Origin of the sequence: Microbispora sp. H10670 (assembly GCF_014161385.1) — a bacterium.
GTDB lineage: Bacteria > Actinomycetota > Actinomycetes > Streptosporangiales > Streptosporangiaceae > Microbispora > Microbispora triticiradicis.
Map to the genome: position 1 here is coordinate 60,141 of NZ_JABBWW010000007.1, position 18,189 is coordinate 78,329.

Below are 18,189 nucleotides of genomic sequence, written 5' to 3' on the forward strand. Positions count from 1 at the left end.
CTTTCCCCTGTTACAGCCCCGCCTGCCTGATCGCGGTGCGCCAGTCCTTCGCGATGGCCTTCTGCGCACGGGCCAGCGGCACGTCACCGGCGCAGACGGCCTTCCACAGACGGCGTTCCACGGCGTTCTTGTCCGCCGCGCTCCTGCCCCTGACCTTCCACACGGGCTCCGGCCAGAGGTTCTTCGCACTCTTGGGCGATCCGCCGAGGAGCAGCGGAATGACGTGGTCCTCCTCGTAGCGGGCCGGCCTGCGGTCCGGGTAGCCGTACTCGGCGATCTGCCTGACCTTCAGCGCGCTCAGGTAGCTCGCTACGGGCCGCACCTTCGCGGTGAAGCCGGCCCTGCAGATCGTCGTGCCGATGGTCGCCTGGCTGACGGCAGGGTTGCGCGTGCCCGGCTGGCAGCGGGGATCGGGCAGGGGCAGGTAGGCCCGCGAGCACCTCGCCCTGGCCGGCTTGGTCGTCGGCTTGGGGCTCGGCTTGGGAGTCGGGGTCGCCTTGGGAGTCGGCTTGGGGCTCGGCTGGGAGCTCTGGCCCGACGAGGAACCGGCGGGCTTCCACCTCCAGTACGAGCCGTCCTGGACGCACTGGTATTTACCGCCGCTCTCGGAATATCCGTACAGGCCATGGGCGGCGGCAGGGCAGAAGGCGCCGGGGGTGACGCATTCCCAGTGGTCCCCGACCTGGCGGTAACAACTTGCGACGGACGCGGACACGGCCACGGCCGATTGGGTCTGAATCGGCACAAACAGGCCGATAGCCACAGCTACGGCGAACAACAGAGAACGAACGCGCAAAGCCACTCCTCCACTCGGGTGGGACAACCGAAAAGAGGACGCTCATATGAGGCACAGGTTTACTTCTGATATCTATATGGCCATTAGGGCAATTGACCGTTTTATCCTTAAGTGTTCCTGTCGAACGGTGAAGCGCGGACACGAGATTCCGAGAAGGGAGGCCAGGGGTTCCGGGGCCGTCAGGGCCGTGTCTCCTCCCTCCACGGGTGGAGCTTCTCGGGGTTGCGGACCGCCCAGACGTGCCGGACCCGGTCGTCCACGACGTCGAAGGCCATCACGACCTCCGTGACGCCGTCTCGCTGCCCTATCAGGCCCGGCTGGCCGTTGACCGTACGCTCCAGGAGCGTCAGGCCGCCGGCCTTGCCGATCAGGGCGACCGCGTAGCGCGCGACCTCCTCGGCGCCTTCGAGCGGGAGGAGCAGGGCGTCGACCACCCCGCCGCCGTCGGCGATCACGGTGGCGGCGGGGTCGAGCAGGCCGATGAGGGCGTCGATGTCCCCGGCCTCCCATGCCTGCTTGAAGTTCCTGACGACACCGGCCTGCCGGGCCGTCGGAGCCGTGGCGGGACGCGACGCGCGGACGCGGCGGCGCGCCGAGGAGGCCAGCTGGCGGCACGCCCCCGGCGTACGGCCGACGATCTCGGCCACCTCCGCGAAGGAGTGGCAGAAGACGTCGTGCAGGACGAACGTGACACGCTCGGCCGGGGTCATCGATTCGAGCACGACGAGGAAGGCCATGCTGACCGACTCGTCGAGGGTGACCCGGTCGGCCGGGTCGGCCGCCTGCCCGGCGGCCCACTCCGCGCGGTCGGGTAGCGGCTCGGGGATCCACTCGCCGACGTAGCGCTCGCGCCGGACCCGCGCCGAGCCCAGCAGGTCGAGGCAGATGCGACCGGCCACCTTCGTCAGCCAGGCGCCCGGGGACTCGACGGCCTCCCGCCGCGAGGGGGACATGGCGTACCAGCGGGCGTACGTCTCCTGCACGACGTCCTCCGCCTCCGCCAGGGAGCCGAGGAGCCGGTACGCGAGATTGATCAGCTGACGCCGCTCGCTCACGATCGCGCTCAGACCCGGGTCGATCGGGCCGTCCGCCGGCTCGGACTGGATGGTCATGTTCTCGCCGATCCCCTCGGTCTCGTCCGCCTTCACCACTACGACGAGACGACCGCGCGGAATGTGAGGCCGGCGCGTCGCCTCACATTCCCGGCGGCCGCGTCGTCGGACAACCGGGACGCCGTACGCACGGAACCCGCGCCGGCCCTTGGGCCGTAGGACCGCTGAAACTCAGGAGGAATGACCTCATGACGACCACTCCCACAGCAACCAGGGAAGACAGTCTCCAGTCGCGGCTGCCCGACCCCGTCCAGTTCTTCCCGGAAGAGGTGGCCGCGCTCGCCGGGGCCATGCTCAAGGCCACCCGGAACGGCTCGATCCCGCAGACCACCATCACCCTGGTGCAACTCCGCGCCGGGCAGATCGTCGGCAGCACCTACCACACCATCCGGCAGACGGGCGAGCTCCGCAAGGCCGGGGAGACCGAGGAGCGCATCACCGCCGTGGCGACCTGGCGGGACGCCCCCTACTTCACGGACGCGGAACGGATCGCGCTGGAGCTCGTGGAGGCCGTGCTCACTCCGAACCCGTCCGGGGAGCGCGTGCCCGACGAGCTGTACGCCAGGGCCGCCGCGCAGTACGACGAGAAGGCCCTCTGGACGCTCACGATCGCGATCGGCCAGATCTGCTTCTTCATCCCCGTCGCCCTCATCGCCCGGCCGATCCCCGGTGAGGCCCCCGGCAGGAACTACCGGAAGTGACGCGCCCTCGGCGCTGAAGAACGTGAGAGGCGGCACACAAACGACGGGGGCGCCGCCTCTCACGTTCCCCCACTCGACGCGGCCCTCGCTCCGCGTCGTTCACAGCCCGACAGGCGGGCTCTTCCGATCACAGCCTTCTGGCACGACTGTCTCGACTATGAGACAGTCGTGCCATGAGCCTCGTCAGTGCGATGAGCAGTCTCTCGCCCATCGCCGAGACCCAGCACGGCCTGGTCACAGCCCGGCAGGCGACCTGCCGGGGCGCGCACCGCCGTGACCTCAGCCGCCTGGTCCGGGCCGGGGTTCTCGAACACGTGGCCCACGGCGTCTACCGGGTGGCCGGTGCCCCCCGCCCGGAACTGGAGGAACTGCGGGCCGCATGGCTCCAACTCGCCCCCGAACTCCAGACGGACCGGCGAGGAGCCGCTCACGGAGTCGTCTCACACAGCAGCGCGGCTCTTGTATACGAGGTAGGACTTCTCTCACCCCAGCGGTGGGAATTCGTCATCCCGCCGCCCCGTCGCTTCCGGACCCGGCGACAGGATGTGGCCATTCACCAAGCGCCACTCAGGCCCGATGATGTCGAATGGGTCGACGGACTCCTCGTGACCACCCCGCAGCGGACGGTCACCGATCTGGCGAACGTCCACTTTGACGGAGGTCATCTGAGCCTCGTCGCGGCGGACATGCTGGATCGGCAACTGGCCCAGCCCGACGACCTCGCCGCAGCCCTGGCACCCTACGCCGCGGCCTACGGACTGCCCGACGCGACCGGTCACGAGTTCCTGGAGCACCTGACCCACCGATAAGGACAGTCGACCACCATGCAGCCCAGCAACAGGTTTCCCTACACCTCTCCTCATGCTTTCGGCACCGCTATCACGGACCGTCTCAGGAAGACCGCGGGTGATTCCCCCTACTCGACGACCCAGCGTCGGCGCCACTTCGCATATGACCGCCTGCTCGCGCGCCTGTTCGGAAGCAATGAGAGTGGGTGGATCCAGGGCGTCGCACTGCTCACCCGCCTCTCCACTGCCCGGCACTCGGCCGATGTCGACGTCGTGGCCCGCGCCGACTCGCCGGAGGCGGGATTGTCAGCGCTGTGCACCGCCGCCGAAACCGATCTGGGCGACTTCTTCGTCTTCCGCTTCGACCGCCCGCGAACCCTGATTCAGGGAGTCGAGGGTATTCGCGTGGGTGTGGAAGCGTGGCTGGGCCCGCGCCGCTTCGAGAGATTCGGAGTAGATCTGGTGACCGGCGGGGTCATCACGGGCGAGCCAGAGGTGTCGTCGCCGATTTTCGCGCTCGACATTCCAGGTCTGGTCCGCCCGGCGTATCGGCTTTATCCGCTGGTCGACACCATCGCCGACAAGGTCATGGCAATGCTGGAGGTCCACAACGGCAGACCAAGCACCCGGTTCCGCGACCTTGTCGACTTGGTTCTCATAGCGAGATCGCGATCGTTACAGGCGCAGGCGCTCTGCACGGCATTCGCCTCTGAGGCGCACCGCCGCGAACTGTTTCACGAGGCCGAGCTGTGCGTGCCGGATGAAGCGATGTGGACAGCCGGGTACGCCACCGTGGTCGCGGACCTTCCCTGGATGGCTGAACGGTCGCTCAACGAGGCGCTGGTTGTGGCCAAGGCGCTGGTCGATCCCGTTCTGGCCGGAAGGCTCACTTCGGGAACATGGGATCCGCTGACGCTGACGTGGAACTGAGCCACAACTCATCGCCATGAACCGCGTCGCGCCGTTGAGAGACCGCTCAACAAGCACCTGTGCGGCGGTGACTGCCCCGAGGACGCCGGGGCGCTATCCGCCCAGACGGAATCCCGGGCGGGGGTGGGAACGACTCGACCGCGCTGCCGCGGGGTTCGCGGTGTGCGCGGTCGAGGATTCGACGTCGGGACCGGGATGCCGTCCCTACGCCCCGGCGCGCCGGCAGATCGTGCCGGTCGCGCCCGGTCTTGGGGAGCACCCGTGGATCAGAGAAGATCTACGGGCGCTGTCCGGCCGTCTTCAGCGGGTGGCGCGGTTGACGGCGGAGATGATGGCCTTGAGAGAGGCGGTCGTCGTGTTGGCGTCGATGCCGACGCCCCACAGGACCTGCGTGCCGTTGGCGTCGCCCACCTCGCACTCCACGTACGACGCGGCCTTGGCGTCGGCGCCCGCGCTCATCGCGTGCTCGGTGTAGTCGAGGACGCGCACCCGCACTCCCACGCTCTCCAGCGCGTCGCAGAAGGCCGAGATGGGGCCGTTGCCGACGCCCTCGATCTCCCGGATCTGGCCGTCGATCCGCACGTCGGCGTTGATCGCGTCCTTGTCGTCCACGGCGGAGGTGTGCCGGTGGGCCAGCAGGCCGATGCGGCCCCAGGGGCTGGCCGGGTTGGGCAGGTACTCGTCGGAGAACCGCTCCCACATCTCGGCCGCGGTGACCTCGCCGCCCTCGGCGTCCGTACGGGCCTGGATGACGCGGGAGAACTCGATCTGCAGGCGTCGCGGCAGGTCGAGCTGGTGGTCGGCCTTCATGATGTAGGCGACGCCGCCCTTGCCCGACTGGCTGTTGACCCGGATGACCGCCTCGTACGAGCGGCCGATGTCCTTGGGGTCGATCGGCAGGTACGGCACGGCCCAGGTGAACTGGTCGACCGGCACCCCGGCCGCCGCCGCGTCGCGCTCCAGGTGGTCGAAGCCCTTCTTGATGGCGTCCTGGTGGGAGCCGGAGAAGGCGGTGTAGACCAGCTCGCCGCCCCAGGGGTGGCGCGGGTGCACGGGCAGCTGGTTGCAGTGCTCGACGACCCGCCGCAGCTCGTCCATGTCCGAGAAGTCGATCTCGGGGTCGATGCCCTGGGAGAACATGTTCATCCCCAGCGTGACCAGGCAGACGTTGCCGGTCCGCTCGCCGTTGCCGAACAGGCAGCCCTCGATGCGGTCGGCGCCCGCCATGTAGCCCAGCTCGGCGGCGGCCACCGCGGTGCCGCGGTCGTTGTGCGGGTGCAGCGACAGCACGACCGAGTCGCGGTAGGCCAGGTGGCGGTGCATCCACTCGATCTGGTCGGCGTACACGTTGGGGGTGGCCATCTCGACCGTCGCCGGCAGGTTCAGGATCACCTTGCGGTCGGGCGTGGGCTGCCACACGTCGTTGACGGCGTTGCAGATCTCGACGGCGTACTCCAGCTCGGTGCCGGTGAAGGACTCCGGCGAGTACTGGAAGTAGATCTCGGTGCCCTCCATCGCGGCCGCCAGCTTCTTGCACAGCTTGGCGCCCTCGACGGCGATCGCGGTGATGCCCTCCCTGTCCTGGCCGAAGACGACCCGGCGCTGCAGCGTGGAGGTGGAGTTGTACAGGTGGACGATCGCCTGGCGGGCGCCGCGCAGCGACTCGAAGGTCCGCTCGATCAGCTCGGGCCTGGCCTGCGTCAGCACCTGGATCACCACGTCGGAGGGGATCCGGTCCTCTTCGATGATCTGGCGGACGAAGTCGAAGTCGGTCTGCGACGCCGCCGGGAAGCCGACCTCGATCTCCTTGTAGCCCATGCGTACCAGCAGGTCGAACATCTTCAGCTTGCGGTCGGCGTCCATCGGGTCGATCAGCGCCTGGTTGCCGTCGCGCAGGTCGACCGCGCACCACCGCGGCGCCTTGGTGATGACCTTGTCGGGCCAGGTGCGGTCGGTCAGCCGTACGGGCTCGTACGGCGTGTAGCGATGGAAGGGCATGGGGCTGGGCTGCTGTTCGTTGGTCATGATGCTCCTCGTCGGACGCGCGGCGGCCCCGTCTTCTGCCCGTGTGCACACGACGATCACGTCGTCACGATGGGTAAGGGGGCGCCGAGGGATGAACCAGGGCGGCCGACGCGCATGACTCTCGCCACCGCGGCGAGGGAGCCGGCCTCTTACAGGCCCTCGCCGCGGCGGATAAGAAGAAGAAGTCCGCGCAGCATGTCAAGCAGACTAGCAGACGCCTCGGCGGGACGAGACAAGCGATCAGATGGCGAGACGGGCCACGGAGCGGGGGCGGGTTAGGGTGTGCCGTGGACGAAGGAGGGGTCAGATGGAGGACAACCAGATCCTGGGGCAGATCAAGGACCTCGTCGAGGAGGAGCACTCGCTGCGCGAACGGCTCGTCGCGGGTGAGCTGACCTCGGAGGAGGAACACGCCAGGATCGCCTCGCTGGAAGAGCAGCTCGACCGCTGCTGGGACCTGCTCCGGCAGCGCCGGGCCCGGCGCGAGATGGGCGAGGACCCCGACAACGCCGCTCCCCGCCCCGTCAGCGAGGTGGAGAACTACCTGCAGTAAGGGTCCGCTCCGGCGCCACGGACCCACGCCGCTCCGTCGGGCCGGAACCTGCCCGGCCACGGCGGAGGCCGCGCCCCGCGCCACGACCGCCCCGCCACCTCGCCGCGACAAAATGGTTCGCGCCGCGAAAAGGCGGTGCGGTTTCCTGTCGGCATGCACATCGAGCGCGTCGCCGCCGCGGAGCACGAGATCGGCCCGAAGGACGGCCCGGAGGACGGTCCGGCAGGTCTGGGCGGCCTGTACGAGATCGCCCGGGTCTGCGCCCGGCCCGGCCCGGCCATGTCGTGGCGGCACTTCGCCGCGAGCGCCGCGAGCGGGTCCTCCGGAGAGCGTACGGAGACCTGGGTGGCGCGTGACGGTGGTGAGGTGGTGGGCGGCCTCATCCTCCGCCTGCCGGCGCACGACAACACCCACCTCGCCCTGCTCCAGGTGATGACCCATCCCGGCCGCCGGCGCGAGGGCATCGGCGGAGCGCTGCTCGACCACGCCTCCGCGCGGGCTCACGCGGAGGGCCGGAGCGTGCTGGTCGGCGAGGCCCCCGCGGACGGCCCGGGCTCGGCCTTCGCCGACGCCCGCGGTTTCTCCCGCGCCACCACCGAGACCCGGCTGGTGCTCGACCTGCCCACGGCGGACTGGTCCGGCCTCGAACTCCTGCGGGCCCGCGCCGTACGGCACGCCACCGGATACTCGCTCGAACGGTGGGCCGGGCCGACCCCCGCCGACCTGCTCGACGACATGGCGCGGCTGAACGAGGGCATGAACGACGAGCCGCTCGGCGACCTCGCGATGGAGGACCAGCGGTGGAACGCGGAGCGTGTGCGCGCCCGCGACGAGATGCTCTCCCTGGCGGGCCAGCGGACCTACACCGTGATCGCCCGCCACCTGAGCGGTGGAGATCCGGCGGGATACACCCAGCTCGTCATGGACGCCGAGCAGCCGGAGGGATGGGTCCGCCAGTCCTCCACGGCGGTGCTCAAGGCGCACCGCGGCCGGCGGCTCGGTCTGGTGCTCAAGCTCGCCAACCTCATGTGGCTGCGCGCCTGCGAACCCTCGGCCGAGCGTGTGATCACGTGGAACTCCGTCGAGAACCCGCACATGCTGGCGATCAACGAGGCGATCGGCTTCACGGTCTTCGACACCTGGAACGGCCTGCAGCTCGCCGTCTGATCGCGGTCGATCCGCCGTGACAGCCCGACGTCCGGCCACGGGCTCAGGCCGGTCCTGGCCTCGCCGGTGACCGGATCGTACGGAAAGGAGAGATGCTGATGGATCATCACCCACGCGCCGTCTCGCCTCTCGAACACGCGGGTTCCGCGTGACCACGTCTCGGCGCTCTCGCCGCCGGCCTGCTCGACCCGGATGTGGTTCAGCCCCCACGCGACCGCCAGGTCCTGCCTGACCAGGATCTTGAGGTCGGGGACGTCCCAGCTCACGCCGCCGTCGGCGGCATCCAGGCCACGCGCGCAGACCTCGCGCACCGCCTCGGCGCCACGAAGTCGCAGCGGCCCGTCGTGCTCGTATGAGACGACGTCGTCGGCGACGCCGGTCATGAGGCCTTCCAGGTCCCCGGCGGCGGTGCCGGCGAACCACCGGCGGTGCAGTTCCCTCACCTCCTTCTCGGCCGCCGTTCCGGAATCGGCGTCGGGCTCGACGTACGGGAACGAGTGGTGCTCGTGGGCGATCACCCATCGGTCGTCCTGCCTGCGCAGGCCGAGCGTCAGCCGCAGGCGCATCCGCGGATTCGCCGCGAGCTCTTCCGGGCTGCCGCAGCGCAACAGGGCGTGGGCGAACGCGACGTCCTCCCCCGCGGTCACGTCCAGCGACTCGATCTCGAAGCAGGCGCCCCGCACCTGCCAGGCGAAGAAGGGCGGCCACGTCTCGCGGTAGGCGTCCAGGCCTCGCACGCCCTCGTACGGCGGCGGCACGTCGAACATCACGATGTCGTCGGCGTGGCCGGCGACCACCCCGTCGATGTCGCCGCGGTGGACCGCCTCGGCCCAGCGTTCGATCAGGTCGCGGATCCGCTCGTAGTCGTCGGTCAGGCCGAGGGTGCGCCGCTGGGTGGCCGGCGGGACCAGGCGGCCGAGCGTGGCGCGGGCCCGCTGCAGCGCGCTGTTGACCGCGGCGACGGTCGTCTCCAGCAGACCGGCGACCTCGCCTGCGCCGTAGCCGAGGACGTCGCGCAGCAGCAGCACGGCCCGCTGCCGAGCCGGCAGGTGCTGTAGCGCGGCGACGAAGGCCAGCTCCACGCTCTCCCGCGCCACGACGCGCGCCTCCGGGCCCAGCTCCTCCGTCCAGCTCGTGAACCGGTCGGGGAAGGGCTCCACCCACGCCGCCTCGGCCGCCGGCGCGCCTTCAGGGCCCAGATCGGCGGGCAGCTCACGCCGTCCGCGCCGTTCGATGAGCGTCAGCGACCTGTTCGTCGCGATCGCGTACAGCCATGGCCGTAGGGAGCCCCGGTCATCGGCAAGTCCAGTGGCCTCGAACCGCGGCAGGGCACGCCAGGCCCGGTCCAGCGTCTCCTGGACGACGTCCTCCGCGTCGTGGACCGACCCCAGCATCCGGTAGCAGTGGGCGCGCAGCTCGTCCCGCAGTGGCCCGACCAGGCGCCCGAAGGCGTCGCCGTCACCCGAGCGGGCCGCGGCCAGCAGTCCGGCGCCGGACTCCCCCGTCCGGCCGACCGTTTCCTCACCCATCGGCCCATCCTGCCCCGTCTCCGGGCGGCGGTGCCGGAGACGACGGAGGAAGCGGTCGGACCGTGCGCAGTGCCGGGTCCGTACGGCCCCCACCGCCCTGGGGCGGTGCGGAGCCTCCGGCGCGGCCGAAGGCGTTCACACGTGCGATCGCTTCCTCCCTTCCAGGGTAAGGGCATGGCCGCGACCGGCGACAGGGCTCAGACGGACAACAGGCGGTGGACCTCCTCGTCCTGCAGGTCCCGCGCCGCGCCGGAGCGCACGACCCGCCCCGCGTCGAGGATCAGGAAGGCGTCGGCCAGCCGCAGCGCGAGGTCCAGATACTGCTCCACCAGCAGGATCGCGAGCCCGGTCGCGTGCAGGCGCTCGACCGCCTCCTCGATCTCCAGGATGATCGAGGGCTGGATGCCCTCCGTCGGCTCGTCCAGGATCAGCAGCTTCGGCCGGGTGACCAGGGCGCGGGCCATCGCGAGCTGCTGCTGCTGGCCGCCGGACAGGAAGCCCGCCGACCGTTTGAGCAGCGGCTTCAGCCGGGGGAAGACCTCCAGGGCCTCCTCCACGGCGGCCTGGTCGCGGTGCGCGGACGCCTCCAGCGTGACCAGCAGGTTGTCCATCACGCTGAGCTGCGCGAACGTCTCGTGTCCCTGCGGCACGTAGCCCATGCCGAGCCGTACGCGCTGGTCGGGGCGCAGGCGGGTGACGTCCCTGCCCTCGAACGTCACCTTCCCGCCGGTCGCCGGGAGCACGCCCATGACGGTGTTGAGCAGGGTGGTCTTGCCGACCCCGTTGCGGCCCATCACGCAGACGAGGCGGCCGGGTGGCACCTCCAGCGAGACTCCGAAGAGCACCCGGGCCCGGCCGTACCCCGCTTCGAGTCCCTCAACGGACAGCATCCTCGGCACCCTCCCGCGCGCGTCCCAAGTAGATCTCCTGCACGTGCGGATCGGCCCGCACCTCGTCCACCGAGCCCTCCATCAGCACCTTGCCCTCGTGCAGGACGGTCACCTGGGAGGCGTACCGGCGCAGGAAGTCCATGTCGTGCTCGACCACGATCACGGTGTGGTCGCGGGCGATCTCGGTGAGCAGTTCGCCGGTGCGCTCGCGCTCGTCGGACGCCATGCCCGCGACCGGCTCGTCGAGCAGCAGCAGCCGGGGCCGCTGGACGATCAGCATGCCGATCTCCAGCCACTGCCGCTGCCCGTGGGACAGCACCCCGGCCCTGCTGCGCGCCAGCGTGGTCAGGCCGATCGTCTCCAGCGCCGCCGCGACCTCCGCCGACACCCCGCGCCCTCGGCGCAGCAGCGACCACAGGGGACGGCGGAACGACGCGGCGAGGTCGAGGTTCTCCAGCACCGTGAGCTCCTCGAAGACCACGGAGGTCTGGAAGGTGCGGCCCACGCCGAGCCGGACGATCTCGTGCTCCCTGCGGCCCGCGAGATCCCGGCCCTCGAACCGCACCGATCCCGCGGTGGGCCTGGTCAGGCCGGTGATCACGTCGATGAGCGTGGTCTTGCCCGCGCCGTTCGGCCCGATGAGGAACCGCAGCTCGCCGCGCCCGACCGTCAGGTCCACGCCGTCGATGGCCCGGAAGCCGCCGAACGCGACCTGCAGCCCTCTGATCTCAAGTAACGCCGTCTCCGGAGACCTGGTCTCCGCCGGGGCCTCGCTCACGTCCCGGCCTCCCTTCTCCTGCGGACGAGCCCGGCGGCCAGGCCGGCGATGCCCCGGGGCGCGAGCGTCATGACGAGGACGAACAGGGCTCCCTGCAGGTACAGCCAGGCGGCCGGAAGCTCCTCGCTGAAGTACGTCCGCGCGTAGCCCATGACGACCGCGCCGAGCAGCGCGCCCGCGAGGGCGAAGCGGCCGCCGACGGCCACCCCGACGACGAGTTCCAGCGAGGGGACGACCCCCAGCAGCGCCGGCGAGATGATCCCGACCACCGGCACGAACAGCGCTCCCGCGATGCCGGCCATGCCCGCCGAGACGGCGAAGGTCAGCGTCTTCACGGTGGCCGGGTTGTACCCGAGGAAGCGCACCCGGTCCTCGCCGTCCCTGACCGCCAGCAGCAGCCGCCCGAACCGGCTGCGGACGAGCTGCCGGGCGCCCAGGTAGAGCACTCCCAGCACGACCGCCACCGTCAGGTAGAGCCCCCGCTGCGTCTCGTCGGCGGCGAGGTCCTGACCGAAGAAGTCGAAGAAGTTGGTCAGCCCGTTCGTGCCGCCGGTCAGTCCCTGCTGCCCCACCAGCAGGATCACCAGGGCCGCGGCCAGCGCCTGGGTGAGGATCGCGAAGTACGCCCCGCGCACACGCTGGCGGAACACCAGCGCGCCGAGCAGCAGCGCGACCACGACGGGCACCGCGACGGCCATGGCGAGCGCGAAGACCGGGTTGCCGAACGGTGTCCACAGCGCCGGGAGCTTCTCCACCCCGCTCCAGACCATGAAGTCGGGCAGGTCCCCGCCCGCGTCGTGGAGCTTGAGATACATGCCCATCGCGTAGCCGCCGAGGCCGAAGAACACCCCCTGCCCGAGCGTCAGCATGCCGCCCTGCCCCCACGCGAGGCCGATGCCCAGCGCCACGATCGCGTAGCACAGATACTTGGCCAGCAGGCCGAGCCGGAACGGCTCGAGCAGCAGCGGCGCCACGACCAGGGCGAGCAGCGCCACCGCCGCGAAGGCCGCCGGGCCCTGCCACCGGCGCGGCTCCCGCCGTACGACGGGCGGCGCCTCGACGGCCGTCACGTCAGCGCCCGCGATCGGACGAAGAACAGCCCCTGCGGCCGGATCTGCAGGAACCCGATGATCGCCACGAACACGATCACCTTGGCCAGGCTGGCGTCGCTCCAGAACTCGGCGTAGGAGTTCAGCAGGCCGAGGCCGATCGCGGCCAGCACCGCGCCGCGCAACTGCCCGAGACCACCCGCCACGACCACCAGGAACGCGTCGACGATGTAGTACGTGCCGAGCGTCGGCCCGACCGGGCCGATCAGCGTGAGGGCGACCCCCGCGACCCCGGCCAGGCCGGAGCCGATGAAGAACGTCCGCTGGTCGACGCGCCCGGTGTCGATGCCGCTGGTGGCCGCGAGCCCGCGGTTCTGCATCACCGCCCGCATCCGCCGCCCCTGCCCGGTCTTGTGCATGTACGCCCAGATGGCGAGCACCGACAGCACGGCGAGGGCCATGATGAACAGCCGGTTGTACGGCAGGATGCCGAGGCCCCCGCGCAGCCAGGCCGGTGAGACGACCTGCACGTTGGGCGCCCCGAACAGGTCCCGGGCCAGTTGCTGGAGCATCAGGCTGACTCCCCAGGTGAGCAGCAGCGTGTCCAGCGGGCGGCCGTAGAAGCGCCGGATCAGCGTGCGCTCCAGCACCAGGCCCATGAGCCCGGCGACCACGAAGGCGGCCGGCAGGGCGACCAGGAAGCCCACGCCCTGCAGCAGGTAGGCCGTGTAGGCCCCCGCCATGATGAACTCTCCGTGGGCCATGTTGATCACGCCCATCTGCCCGAACGTGAAGGTCAGCCCGAGAGCGATGAGCAGCAGGACCGCTCCGATCGACAGTCCGATCGGCAGCTGGTTCAGCACCCCTTCCACGTCACCTCCCGACGTTGTCCCGCGCCGGGGCGCGGCGCGCCCCGGTCGCGGCTGTGTACGGTCATCGGCGGCGGTCAGACCAGGCCGCCGGCCCAGGAGTACGTCTTGAGGTAGGGGTCCGGCTTGATCGGCTCACCGGAGTTCCAGACCTCCTTGATCTGGCCGTCCGGCTGGACGACGCCGATGCGCGCGGTCTTGTACACGTGCTGGTTGTCGCCGTCGATCGTGACCTTGCCCTCGGGGCGGTCGAGCGAGACGCCGCCGGCCGCCTTCTTCACGGCCTCGACGTCGGTGCTCCCGGCCTTCTTGGCGGCCTCGGCCCACAGGTAGACGGCGTTGTATCCGGCCTCCATGGGGTCGGAGGTCACCTTGTCCGCGCCGTACTTGGCCTTGAAGGCGGCGACGAACTTCTGGTTCGCCGGGGTGTCGGTCGTCTGGTAGTAGTTCCAGGCCACGAGCTGCCCCGCGACGTTGTCGACGCCGATGCCCTTGACCTCCTCCTCGGCCACCGACACCGACATGACCGGCATCTGCTCGGCGCTGACCCCGGCGCTCTTGAGCTGCTTGAAGAACGCGACGTTGCTGTCGCCGTTCAGGGTGTTGAACACCGCGTCCGGCTTCGCCTCGGTGATCTTGTTGACCAGCGTGCTGTACTCGGTGTGCCCGAGCGGGGTGTACTCCTCGCCGAGGACCTCCATGCCGTTCGCCGCGGCGTACGCCTTGATGATCTTGTTCGCGGTTCTCGGGAAGACGTAGTCGCTGCCGACGAGGAAGAGCTTCTTCTTGCCCTTCTCCTTGAGGTAGTCGAGCCCGGGGACGATCTGCTGGTTGGTCGTCGCTCCCGTGTAGAAGATGTAGGGGGAGCTCTCCAGCCCCTCGTACTGGACCGGGTACCACAGCAGCGCCTTGCGCTTCTCGAAGACGGGGAGCATCGCCTTGCGGCTCGCCGACGTCCAGCCGCCGAAGACGGTGGCGACCTTGTCCTGCGCGATCAGCTTGGTGGCCTTCTCCGCGAACGTCGGCCAGTCGGAGGCGCCGTCCTCCACGACGGGCTCCAGTTTCTTGCCCAGCACCCCGCCCGCCGCGTTGATCTCGTCGATGGCCAGCAGCTCGGCGTCCCTGACCGTGACCTCGCTGATGGCCATGGTGCCGCTCAGGGAGTGCAGGATGCCGACCTTGATGGTGTTTCCGCCCCCAGACGAGGCCGATGTGTCACTTTTTCCAGATTGTCCAGCGCATGCCGCGAGCGTCACCGTCGAGAGAGCGATGACCGCCCCGGTACGCCATAATGAGTTACGCAAGTGCCTCTCCTTGCCGCCTACGGCCCCCGCGCCGATCCGTCTGCCGCAAAGGTGAGCGCGCGCTATTTCCCGTCGAAATCACGACGGTTAACAACTCATTAGCGAAGCCTCACCGCCTTCCGGATACGCATACGAAATGCCTGGGTAACGCGGGAGAAACCGCGGGTACCTATCGTCCCGCCATGCGGCTCACTCCACACGAACAGGAACGGCTCCTCATCCACGTCGCCGCGGGCGTGGCCCGCGACCGCAAGGAGCGCGGCCTTCGCCTCAACCATCCGGAGGCGACGGCCCTCATCGCGTCCTTCCTCCTGGAGGGCGCCCGGGACGGCCGGAGCGTCGCCGACCTGATGGACGCCGGCCGCAGGGTGCTGCGGCGCGAGGACGTCATGGACGGCGTGCCCGAGATGCTGGAGTCCGTCCAGATCGAGGCCACCTTCCCCGACGGCACCAAGCTCGTCACCGTCCACCAGCCGATCTCATGAGCTCGGCGAGCGGCGCGGGCGCGCCGGGCGAGATCCTGTACGGCGAGGGCGACGTGCCGCTGAACCCCGGCAGGGAGCGGATCACCCTGAGGGTCGTCAACACGGCGGACCGGCCGGTGCAGGTCGGGTCCCACTACCACTTCGCCGCCGCCAACCCCGGTCTGGAGTTCGACCGGGAGGCGGCCTGGGGCCACCGCCTCGACATCCCGGCGGGCACCGCCGTCAGGTTCGAGCCCGGCGTGGAGCGCGACGTGACGCTGGTTCCGGTCGCGGGCGCCCGGGTGGTGCCCGGCCTGCGCCCCGAGTGGGCCGGGCCCCTGGACGAAAGACCGACGGGTACCGAAAGGACGACGGGTGCCTAGTATCGAGCGCTCCCGCTACGCCGCGCTGTACGGGCCGACCACCGGCGACCGGGTGCGACTGGCCGACACCGACCTGTACGTCGAGGTGACCGAGGACCTCTCGATGGGGCCCGCCGGGGCAGGCGACGAGGCCGTGTTCGGCGGCGGCAAGGTCATCCGCGAGTCGATGGGACAGGCGCGCGCCACCAGAGCCGAGGGCGCGGCCGACCTCGTCATCACCGGCGCGGTGATCCTGGACCACTGGGGGGTCGTCAAGGCCGACATCGGCGTGCGCGACGGCCGCATCGTCGCCATCGGCAAGGCCGGCAACCCCGACACGATGGACGGCGTCCACCCCGATCTGGTCATCGGCCCGTCCACCGAGATCCTCGCGGCGAACGGCAAGATCGTCACCGCGGGCGCGGTCGACTCGCACGTCCACCTGATCTGCCCGCAGATCCTCGACGAGGCGCTCGCCTCGGGCGTGACCACGATCGTCGGCGGCGGCACCGGGCCCGCCGAGGGCACCAAGGCCACCACCGTGACCGGCGCCTGGTACCTCGGCCGGATGCTGGAGTCCCTGGACGCCTACCCGGTCAACGTGGCCCTGCTCGGCAAGGGCAACACGGTCAGCGAGGAAGGGCTGCTCGAACAGCTCAGGGCCGGCGCGTCGGGCTTCAAGCTGCACGAGGACTGGGGCACCACCCCCGCCGCCATCGACGCGTGCCTGCGGGTGTGCGACGCGACGGGCGTGCAGGTCGCCATCCACACCGACACCCTGAACGAGGCGGGGTTCGTGGAGTCGACCCTGGGCGCCATCGCCGGCCGCGGGATCCACGCCTACCACACCGAGGGCGCCGGGGGCGGGCACGCGCCGGACATCATCACGGTGGCCTCCCACGCCAACGTGCTGCCGTCGTCCACGAACCCGACCCGGCCGCACACGGTCAACACCCACCACGAGCACCTGGACATGCTCATGGTGTGCCACCACCTCAATCCCTCCATCCCGGAGGACCTGGCCTTCGCCGAGTCGCGGATCCGGCCGTCGACGATGGCGGCCGAGGACGTGCTGCACGACATCGGCGCGATCTCGATGATCGGCTCGGACTCGCAGGCGATGGGGCGCGTGGGCGAGACGGTCATCCGCACCTGGCAGACGGCGCACGTGATGAAGCGCCGCCGGGGCGCGCTGCCCGGCGACGGCCCGGCCGACAACCTGCGCGCCCGCCGGTACGTCGCGAAGTACACGATCAATCCGGCCGTCGCCCACGGGCTCGACGCGGAGATCGGCTCGGTCGAGCCCGGCAAGCTCGCGGACCTCGTCCTGTGGAGCCCGGCCTTCTTCGGGGTCAAGCCCGATCTCGTGATCAAGGGCGGGGTCATCGCGTACGCGCAGATGGGCGACGCGAACGCGTCGATCCCGACGCCGCAGCCGGTGCTGCCCCGCCCGATGTTCGGCGCGGCCCCGGCCACCGCCGCGGCGACGTCGCTGCACTTCGTCGCGCCGCTCGCGCTGGAGGACGGCCTCGCCGACCGGCTGGCCGTCCGCAGGCGGCTGGCCCCGGTGGCCGACGTCCGCTCACGGCGCAAGGACGCGATGCCCCTCAACGACGCCCTGCCGGACATCCGGGTGGACCCCGACACGTTCGCCGTACACGTGGACGGCGAGCTCATCGAGCCCGCCCCGGCCGAGACGCTGCCGATGGCGCAGCGCTACTTCCTCTTCTGAGAGGTGCGATGGACGGCATGCGCGGAGACCCGGCGGCACTGCTGCTGCTGGCCGACTCCCGGCTGCCCGCGGGCGGGCACGCCCATTCGGGCGGGGTGGAGGAGGCCGTGCGGCTCGGCACGGTCACCGACGTCGACGACCTCGCGCGGTTCCTGCGCGGCAGGCTCGCCACCGCCGGCCTCGTGACCGCGGCCCTGTCCGCCGCCGCCTGCGAACTCGCGGCCGGCGAACCGGACGTCGTCGGGGGGGCCGGTGGGACGGCCGCGGCCGGTTCGCCGGCCCCGCCCGTCCGGCCGTACGCCATGGACGCGTCGTGGCGGACGGGCGGCAACGGCGGGCCGGGTGCGGCGGCGGCCGAGGTCGCGGCGGCGGAGGACCTCCGCCGGCGGCTGTGGCGGCGGCTGGACGACGAGGCCGACGCGCGGACCGCGTCGCCCGCCCAGCGGGAGGCCGCGCGGACCCAAGGGCGGCTCCTGCTGCGCACCGCCCGCCGGTTGTGGCCGTCGCCGGCCCTGGAGACGCTGGCGCGGGCCATCCCGGAAGGTCCGCATCACCCGATCGCGCTGGGCGCCGCCGCGGCGTCCGCGGGCTGCGAGCCCCAGCAGGCGGCGCTGGCCGCCGCCTACACCTCGGTGACGGGCCCGGCCACGGCCGCGGTGCGGCTCCTCGGCCTCGATCCGGTCACCGTCCACCGGCTGCTCGCCGACCTCGCGCCGGCGCTCAACGACGCGGCCCACGCCGCCTGCGCGTCCCTCATGGACACGGTCCTGACGGACACGACGCTCACTGACACGACGCTCGCGGACCCGGCACTCACGGACGCGGCACTCACGGACACGACACTCGACGACGCGGCACTCACGGACACGACACCGGCGGGCCCGGCTCTGAGCGGCCCGGCTTCGAGCGGCCCGGCTTCGAGCGGCCCGGCGGGCATGGACACCCCGCCTGGCAGCGCCGGTCCTCCGCCGGGCGACGCGCCCGGATCCGCCCAGACGGGATGGCGAGGGGGCTGGGCGGGGCTGCCCGGGCACAGCGCGCCGGCCCTCGACCTCCTCGCCGAAGGACACCTGGCCAACCCGATGAAGCTCTTCGTCTCCTGACACCTCCCGAGACGTCCCCCGACGTCGCCGACCGGGC

17 protein-coding genes and 1 pseudogene are annotated in these 18,189 nt (G+C 70.9%); 9 read left to right on the forward strand and 9 right to left on the reverse strand.

Going from position 1 to position 18,189, the window contains the following annotated elements:
• Positions 1-10: 10 nt before the first annotated feature.
• Together HHX33_RS12465 and sigJ are read right to left on the reverse strand one after the other, a co-directional pair.
• Positions 11-745, reverse strand: coding sequence for a hypothetical protein (locus HHX33_RS12465; protein ID WP_182874726.1), 735 nt, complete (start codon positions 743-745; stop codon positions 11-13).
• Positions 746-975: 230 nt separating this feature from the next.
• Positions 976-1,944: an RNA polymerase sigma factor SigJ gene (gene sigJ / locus HHX33_RS12470; RefSeq protein WP_310741341.1), complete on the reverse strand. Its 969-nt coding sequence runs from the start codon at positions 1,942-1,944 to the stop codon at positions 976-978.
• A gap of 152 nt (positions 1,945-2,096) precedes the next feature.
• On the opposite strand from sigJ, the gene HHX33_RS12475 reads away from it, so the two are divergent.
• The 3 genes from HHX33_RS12475 to HHX33_RS12485 all read left to right on the forward strand — a co-directional run bounded on the left by HHX33_RS12475 (position 2,097) and on the right by HHX33_RS12485 (position 4,327).
• Entirely contained in the window at positions 2,097-2,609 is a 513-nt protein-coding gene (locus HHX33_RS12475; protein WP_182874727.1) for a carboxymuconolactone decarboxylase family protein, read from the forward strand.
• Between the two features lie 173 nt (positions 2,610-2,782).
• Positions 2,783-3,418, forward strand: coding sequence for a type IV toxin-antitoxin system AbiEi family antitoxin domain-containing protein (locus HHX33_RS12480; RefSeq protein WP_182874728.1), 636 nt, complete (start codon positions 2,783-2,785; stop codon positions 3,416-3,418).
• Positions 3,419-3,433: 15 nt separating this feature from the next.
• Complete coding sequence (locus HHX33_RS12485) at positions 3,434-4,327, forward strand: nucleotidyl transferase AbiEii/AbiGii toxin family protein (RefSeq protein ID WP_182874729.1); 894 nt, start codon at positions 3,434-3,436, stop codon at positions 4,325-4,327.
• Between the two features lie 300 nt (positions 4,328-4,627).
• Here the strand turns inward: HHX33_RS12485 and leuA are convergent, their stop codons facing one another.
• The gene (gene leuA / locus HHX33_RS12490) at positions 4,628-6,352 is read right to left on the reverse strand and encodes a 2-isopropylmalate synthase (protein WP_182874730.1); all 1,725 of its coding nucleotides are present in this window, start codon (positions 6,350-6,352) and stop codon (positions 4,628-4,630) included.
• A gap of 307 nt (positions 6,353-6,659) precedes the next feature.
• Here leuA and HHX33_RS12495 point away from each other — a divergent pair, with 307 nt between their 5' ends.
• Together HHX33_RS12495 and HHX33_RS35865 are read left to right on the forward strand one after the other, a co-directional pair.
• Positions 6,660-6,905, forward strand: coding sequence for a DUF2630 family protein (locus HHX33_RS12495; RefSeq protein WP_111697182.1), 246 nt, complete (start codon positions 6,660-6,662; stop codon positions 6,903-6,905).
• 153 nt (positions 6,906-7,058) lie between these two features.
• Positions 7,059-8,072, forward strand: coding sequence for a GNAT family N-acetyltransferase (locus tag HHX33_RS35865; RefSeq protein WP_259402399.1), 1,014 nt, complete (start codon positions 7,059-7,061; stop codon positions 8,070-8,072).
• An 89-nt stretch (positions 8,073-8,161) separates the two neighbouring features.
• Here the strand turns inward: HHX33_RS35865 and HHX33_RS35875 are convergent.
• The 6 genes and pseudogenes from HHX33_RS35875 to urtA form a co-directional block, all read right to left on the reverse strand.
• Positions 8,162-9,601: pseudogene (locus HHX33_RS35875) on the reverse strand (RNA polymerase subunit sigma-70); the annotation flags it as partial.
• 197 nt (positions 9,602-9,798) lie between these two features.
• Positions 9,799-10,491 (reverse strand): urea ABC transporter ATP-binding subunit UrtE, encoded by a 693-nt coding sequence (urtE, locus tag HHX33_RS12505; protein ID WP_182874732.1) that lies wholly within the window; start codon positions 10,489-10,491, stop codon positions 9,799-9,801.
• Positions 10,478-11,269, reverse strand: coding sequence for an urea ABC transporter ATP-binding protein UrtD (gene urtD / locus HHX33_RS12510; protein ID WP_182874733.1), 792 nt, complete (start codon positions 11,267-11,269; stop codon positions 10,478-10,480). The genes urtE and urtD overlap by 14 nt, the downstream gene beginning before the upstream one ends.
• The gene (gene urtC / locus HHX33_RS12515) at positions 11,266-12,339 is read right to left on the reverse strand and encodes an urea ABC transporter permease subunit UrtC (RefSeq protein ID WP_310741342.1); all 1,074 of its coding nucleotides are present in this window, start codon (positions 12,337-12,339) and stop codon (positions 11,266-11,268) included. The genes urtD and urtC overlap by 4 nt, the downstream gene beginning before the upstream one ends.
• The gene (urtB, locus tag HHX33_RS12520) at positions 12,336-13,190 is read right to left on the reverse strand and encodes an urea ABC transporter permease subunit UrtB (RefSeq protein ID WP_182874734.1); all 855 of its coding nucleotides are present in this window, start codon (positions 13,188-13,190) and stop codon (positions 12,336-12,338) included. The genes urtC and urtB overlap by 4 nt, the downstream gene beginning before the upstream one ends.
• A 74-nt stretch (positions 13,191-13,264) precedes the next feature.
• Positions 13,265-14,458: an urea ABC transporter substrate-binding protein gene (gene urtA, locus HHX33_RS12525; RefSeq protein ID WP_204288235.1), complete on the reverse strand. Its 1,194-nt coding sequence runs from the start codon at positions 14,456-14,458 to the stop codon at positions 13,265-13,267.
• A gap of 215 nt (positions 14,459-14,673) precedes the next feature.
• Here urtA and HHX33_RS12530 point away from each other — a divergent pair, with 215 nt between their 5' ends.
• Genes HHX33_RS12530 through HHX33_RS12545 form a run of 4 tightly spaced genes read left to right on the forward strand, consistent with a single transcriptional unit; the run spans position 14,674 to position 18,152 of the window.
• Positions 14,674-14,976, forward strand: coding sequence for an urease subunit gamma (locus HHX33_RS12530; protein ID WP_111697191.1), 303 nt, complete (start codon positions 14,674-14,676; stop codon positions 14,974-14,976).
• The gene (locus tag HHX33_RS12535; protein ID WP_182874735.1) at positions 14,973-15,338 is read left to right on the forward strand and encodes an urease subunit beta; all 366 of its coding nucleotides are present in this window, start codon (positions 14,973-14,975) and stop codon (positions 15,336-15,338) included. Before HHX33_RS12530 ends, HHX33_RS12535 begins: the two co-directional genes overlap by 4 nt.
• Entirely contained in the window at positions 15,331-17,049 is a 1,719-nt protein-coding gene (locus HHX33_RS12540; protein WP_182874736.1) for an urease subunit alpha, read from the forward strand. Before HHX33_RS12535 ends, HHX33_RS12540 begins: the two co-directional genes overlap by 8 nt.
• An 8-nt stretch (positions 17,050-17,057) precedes the next feature.
• Complete coding sequence (locus tag HHX33_RS12545; RefSeq protein WP_259402400.1) at positions 17,058-18,152, forward strand: urease accessory protein UreF; 1,095 nt, start codon at positions 17,058-17,060, stop codon at positions 18,150-18,152.
• The last annotated feature ends 37 nt before the right edge of the window (positions 18,153-18,189 follow it).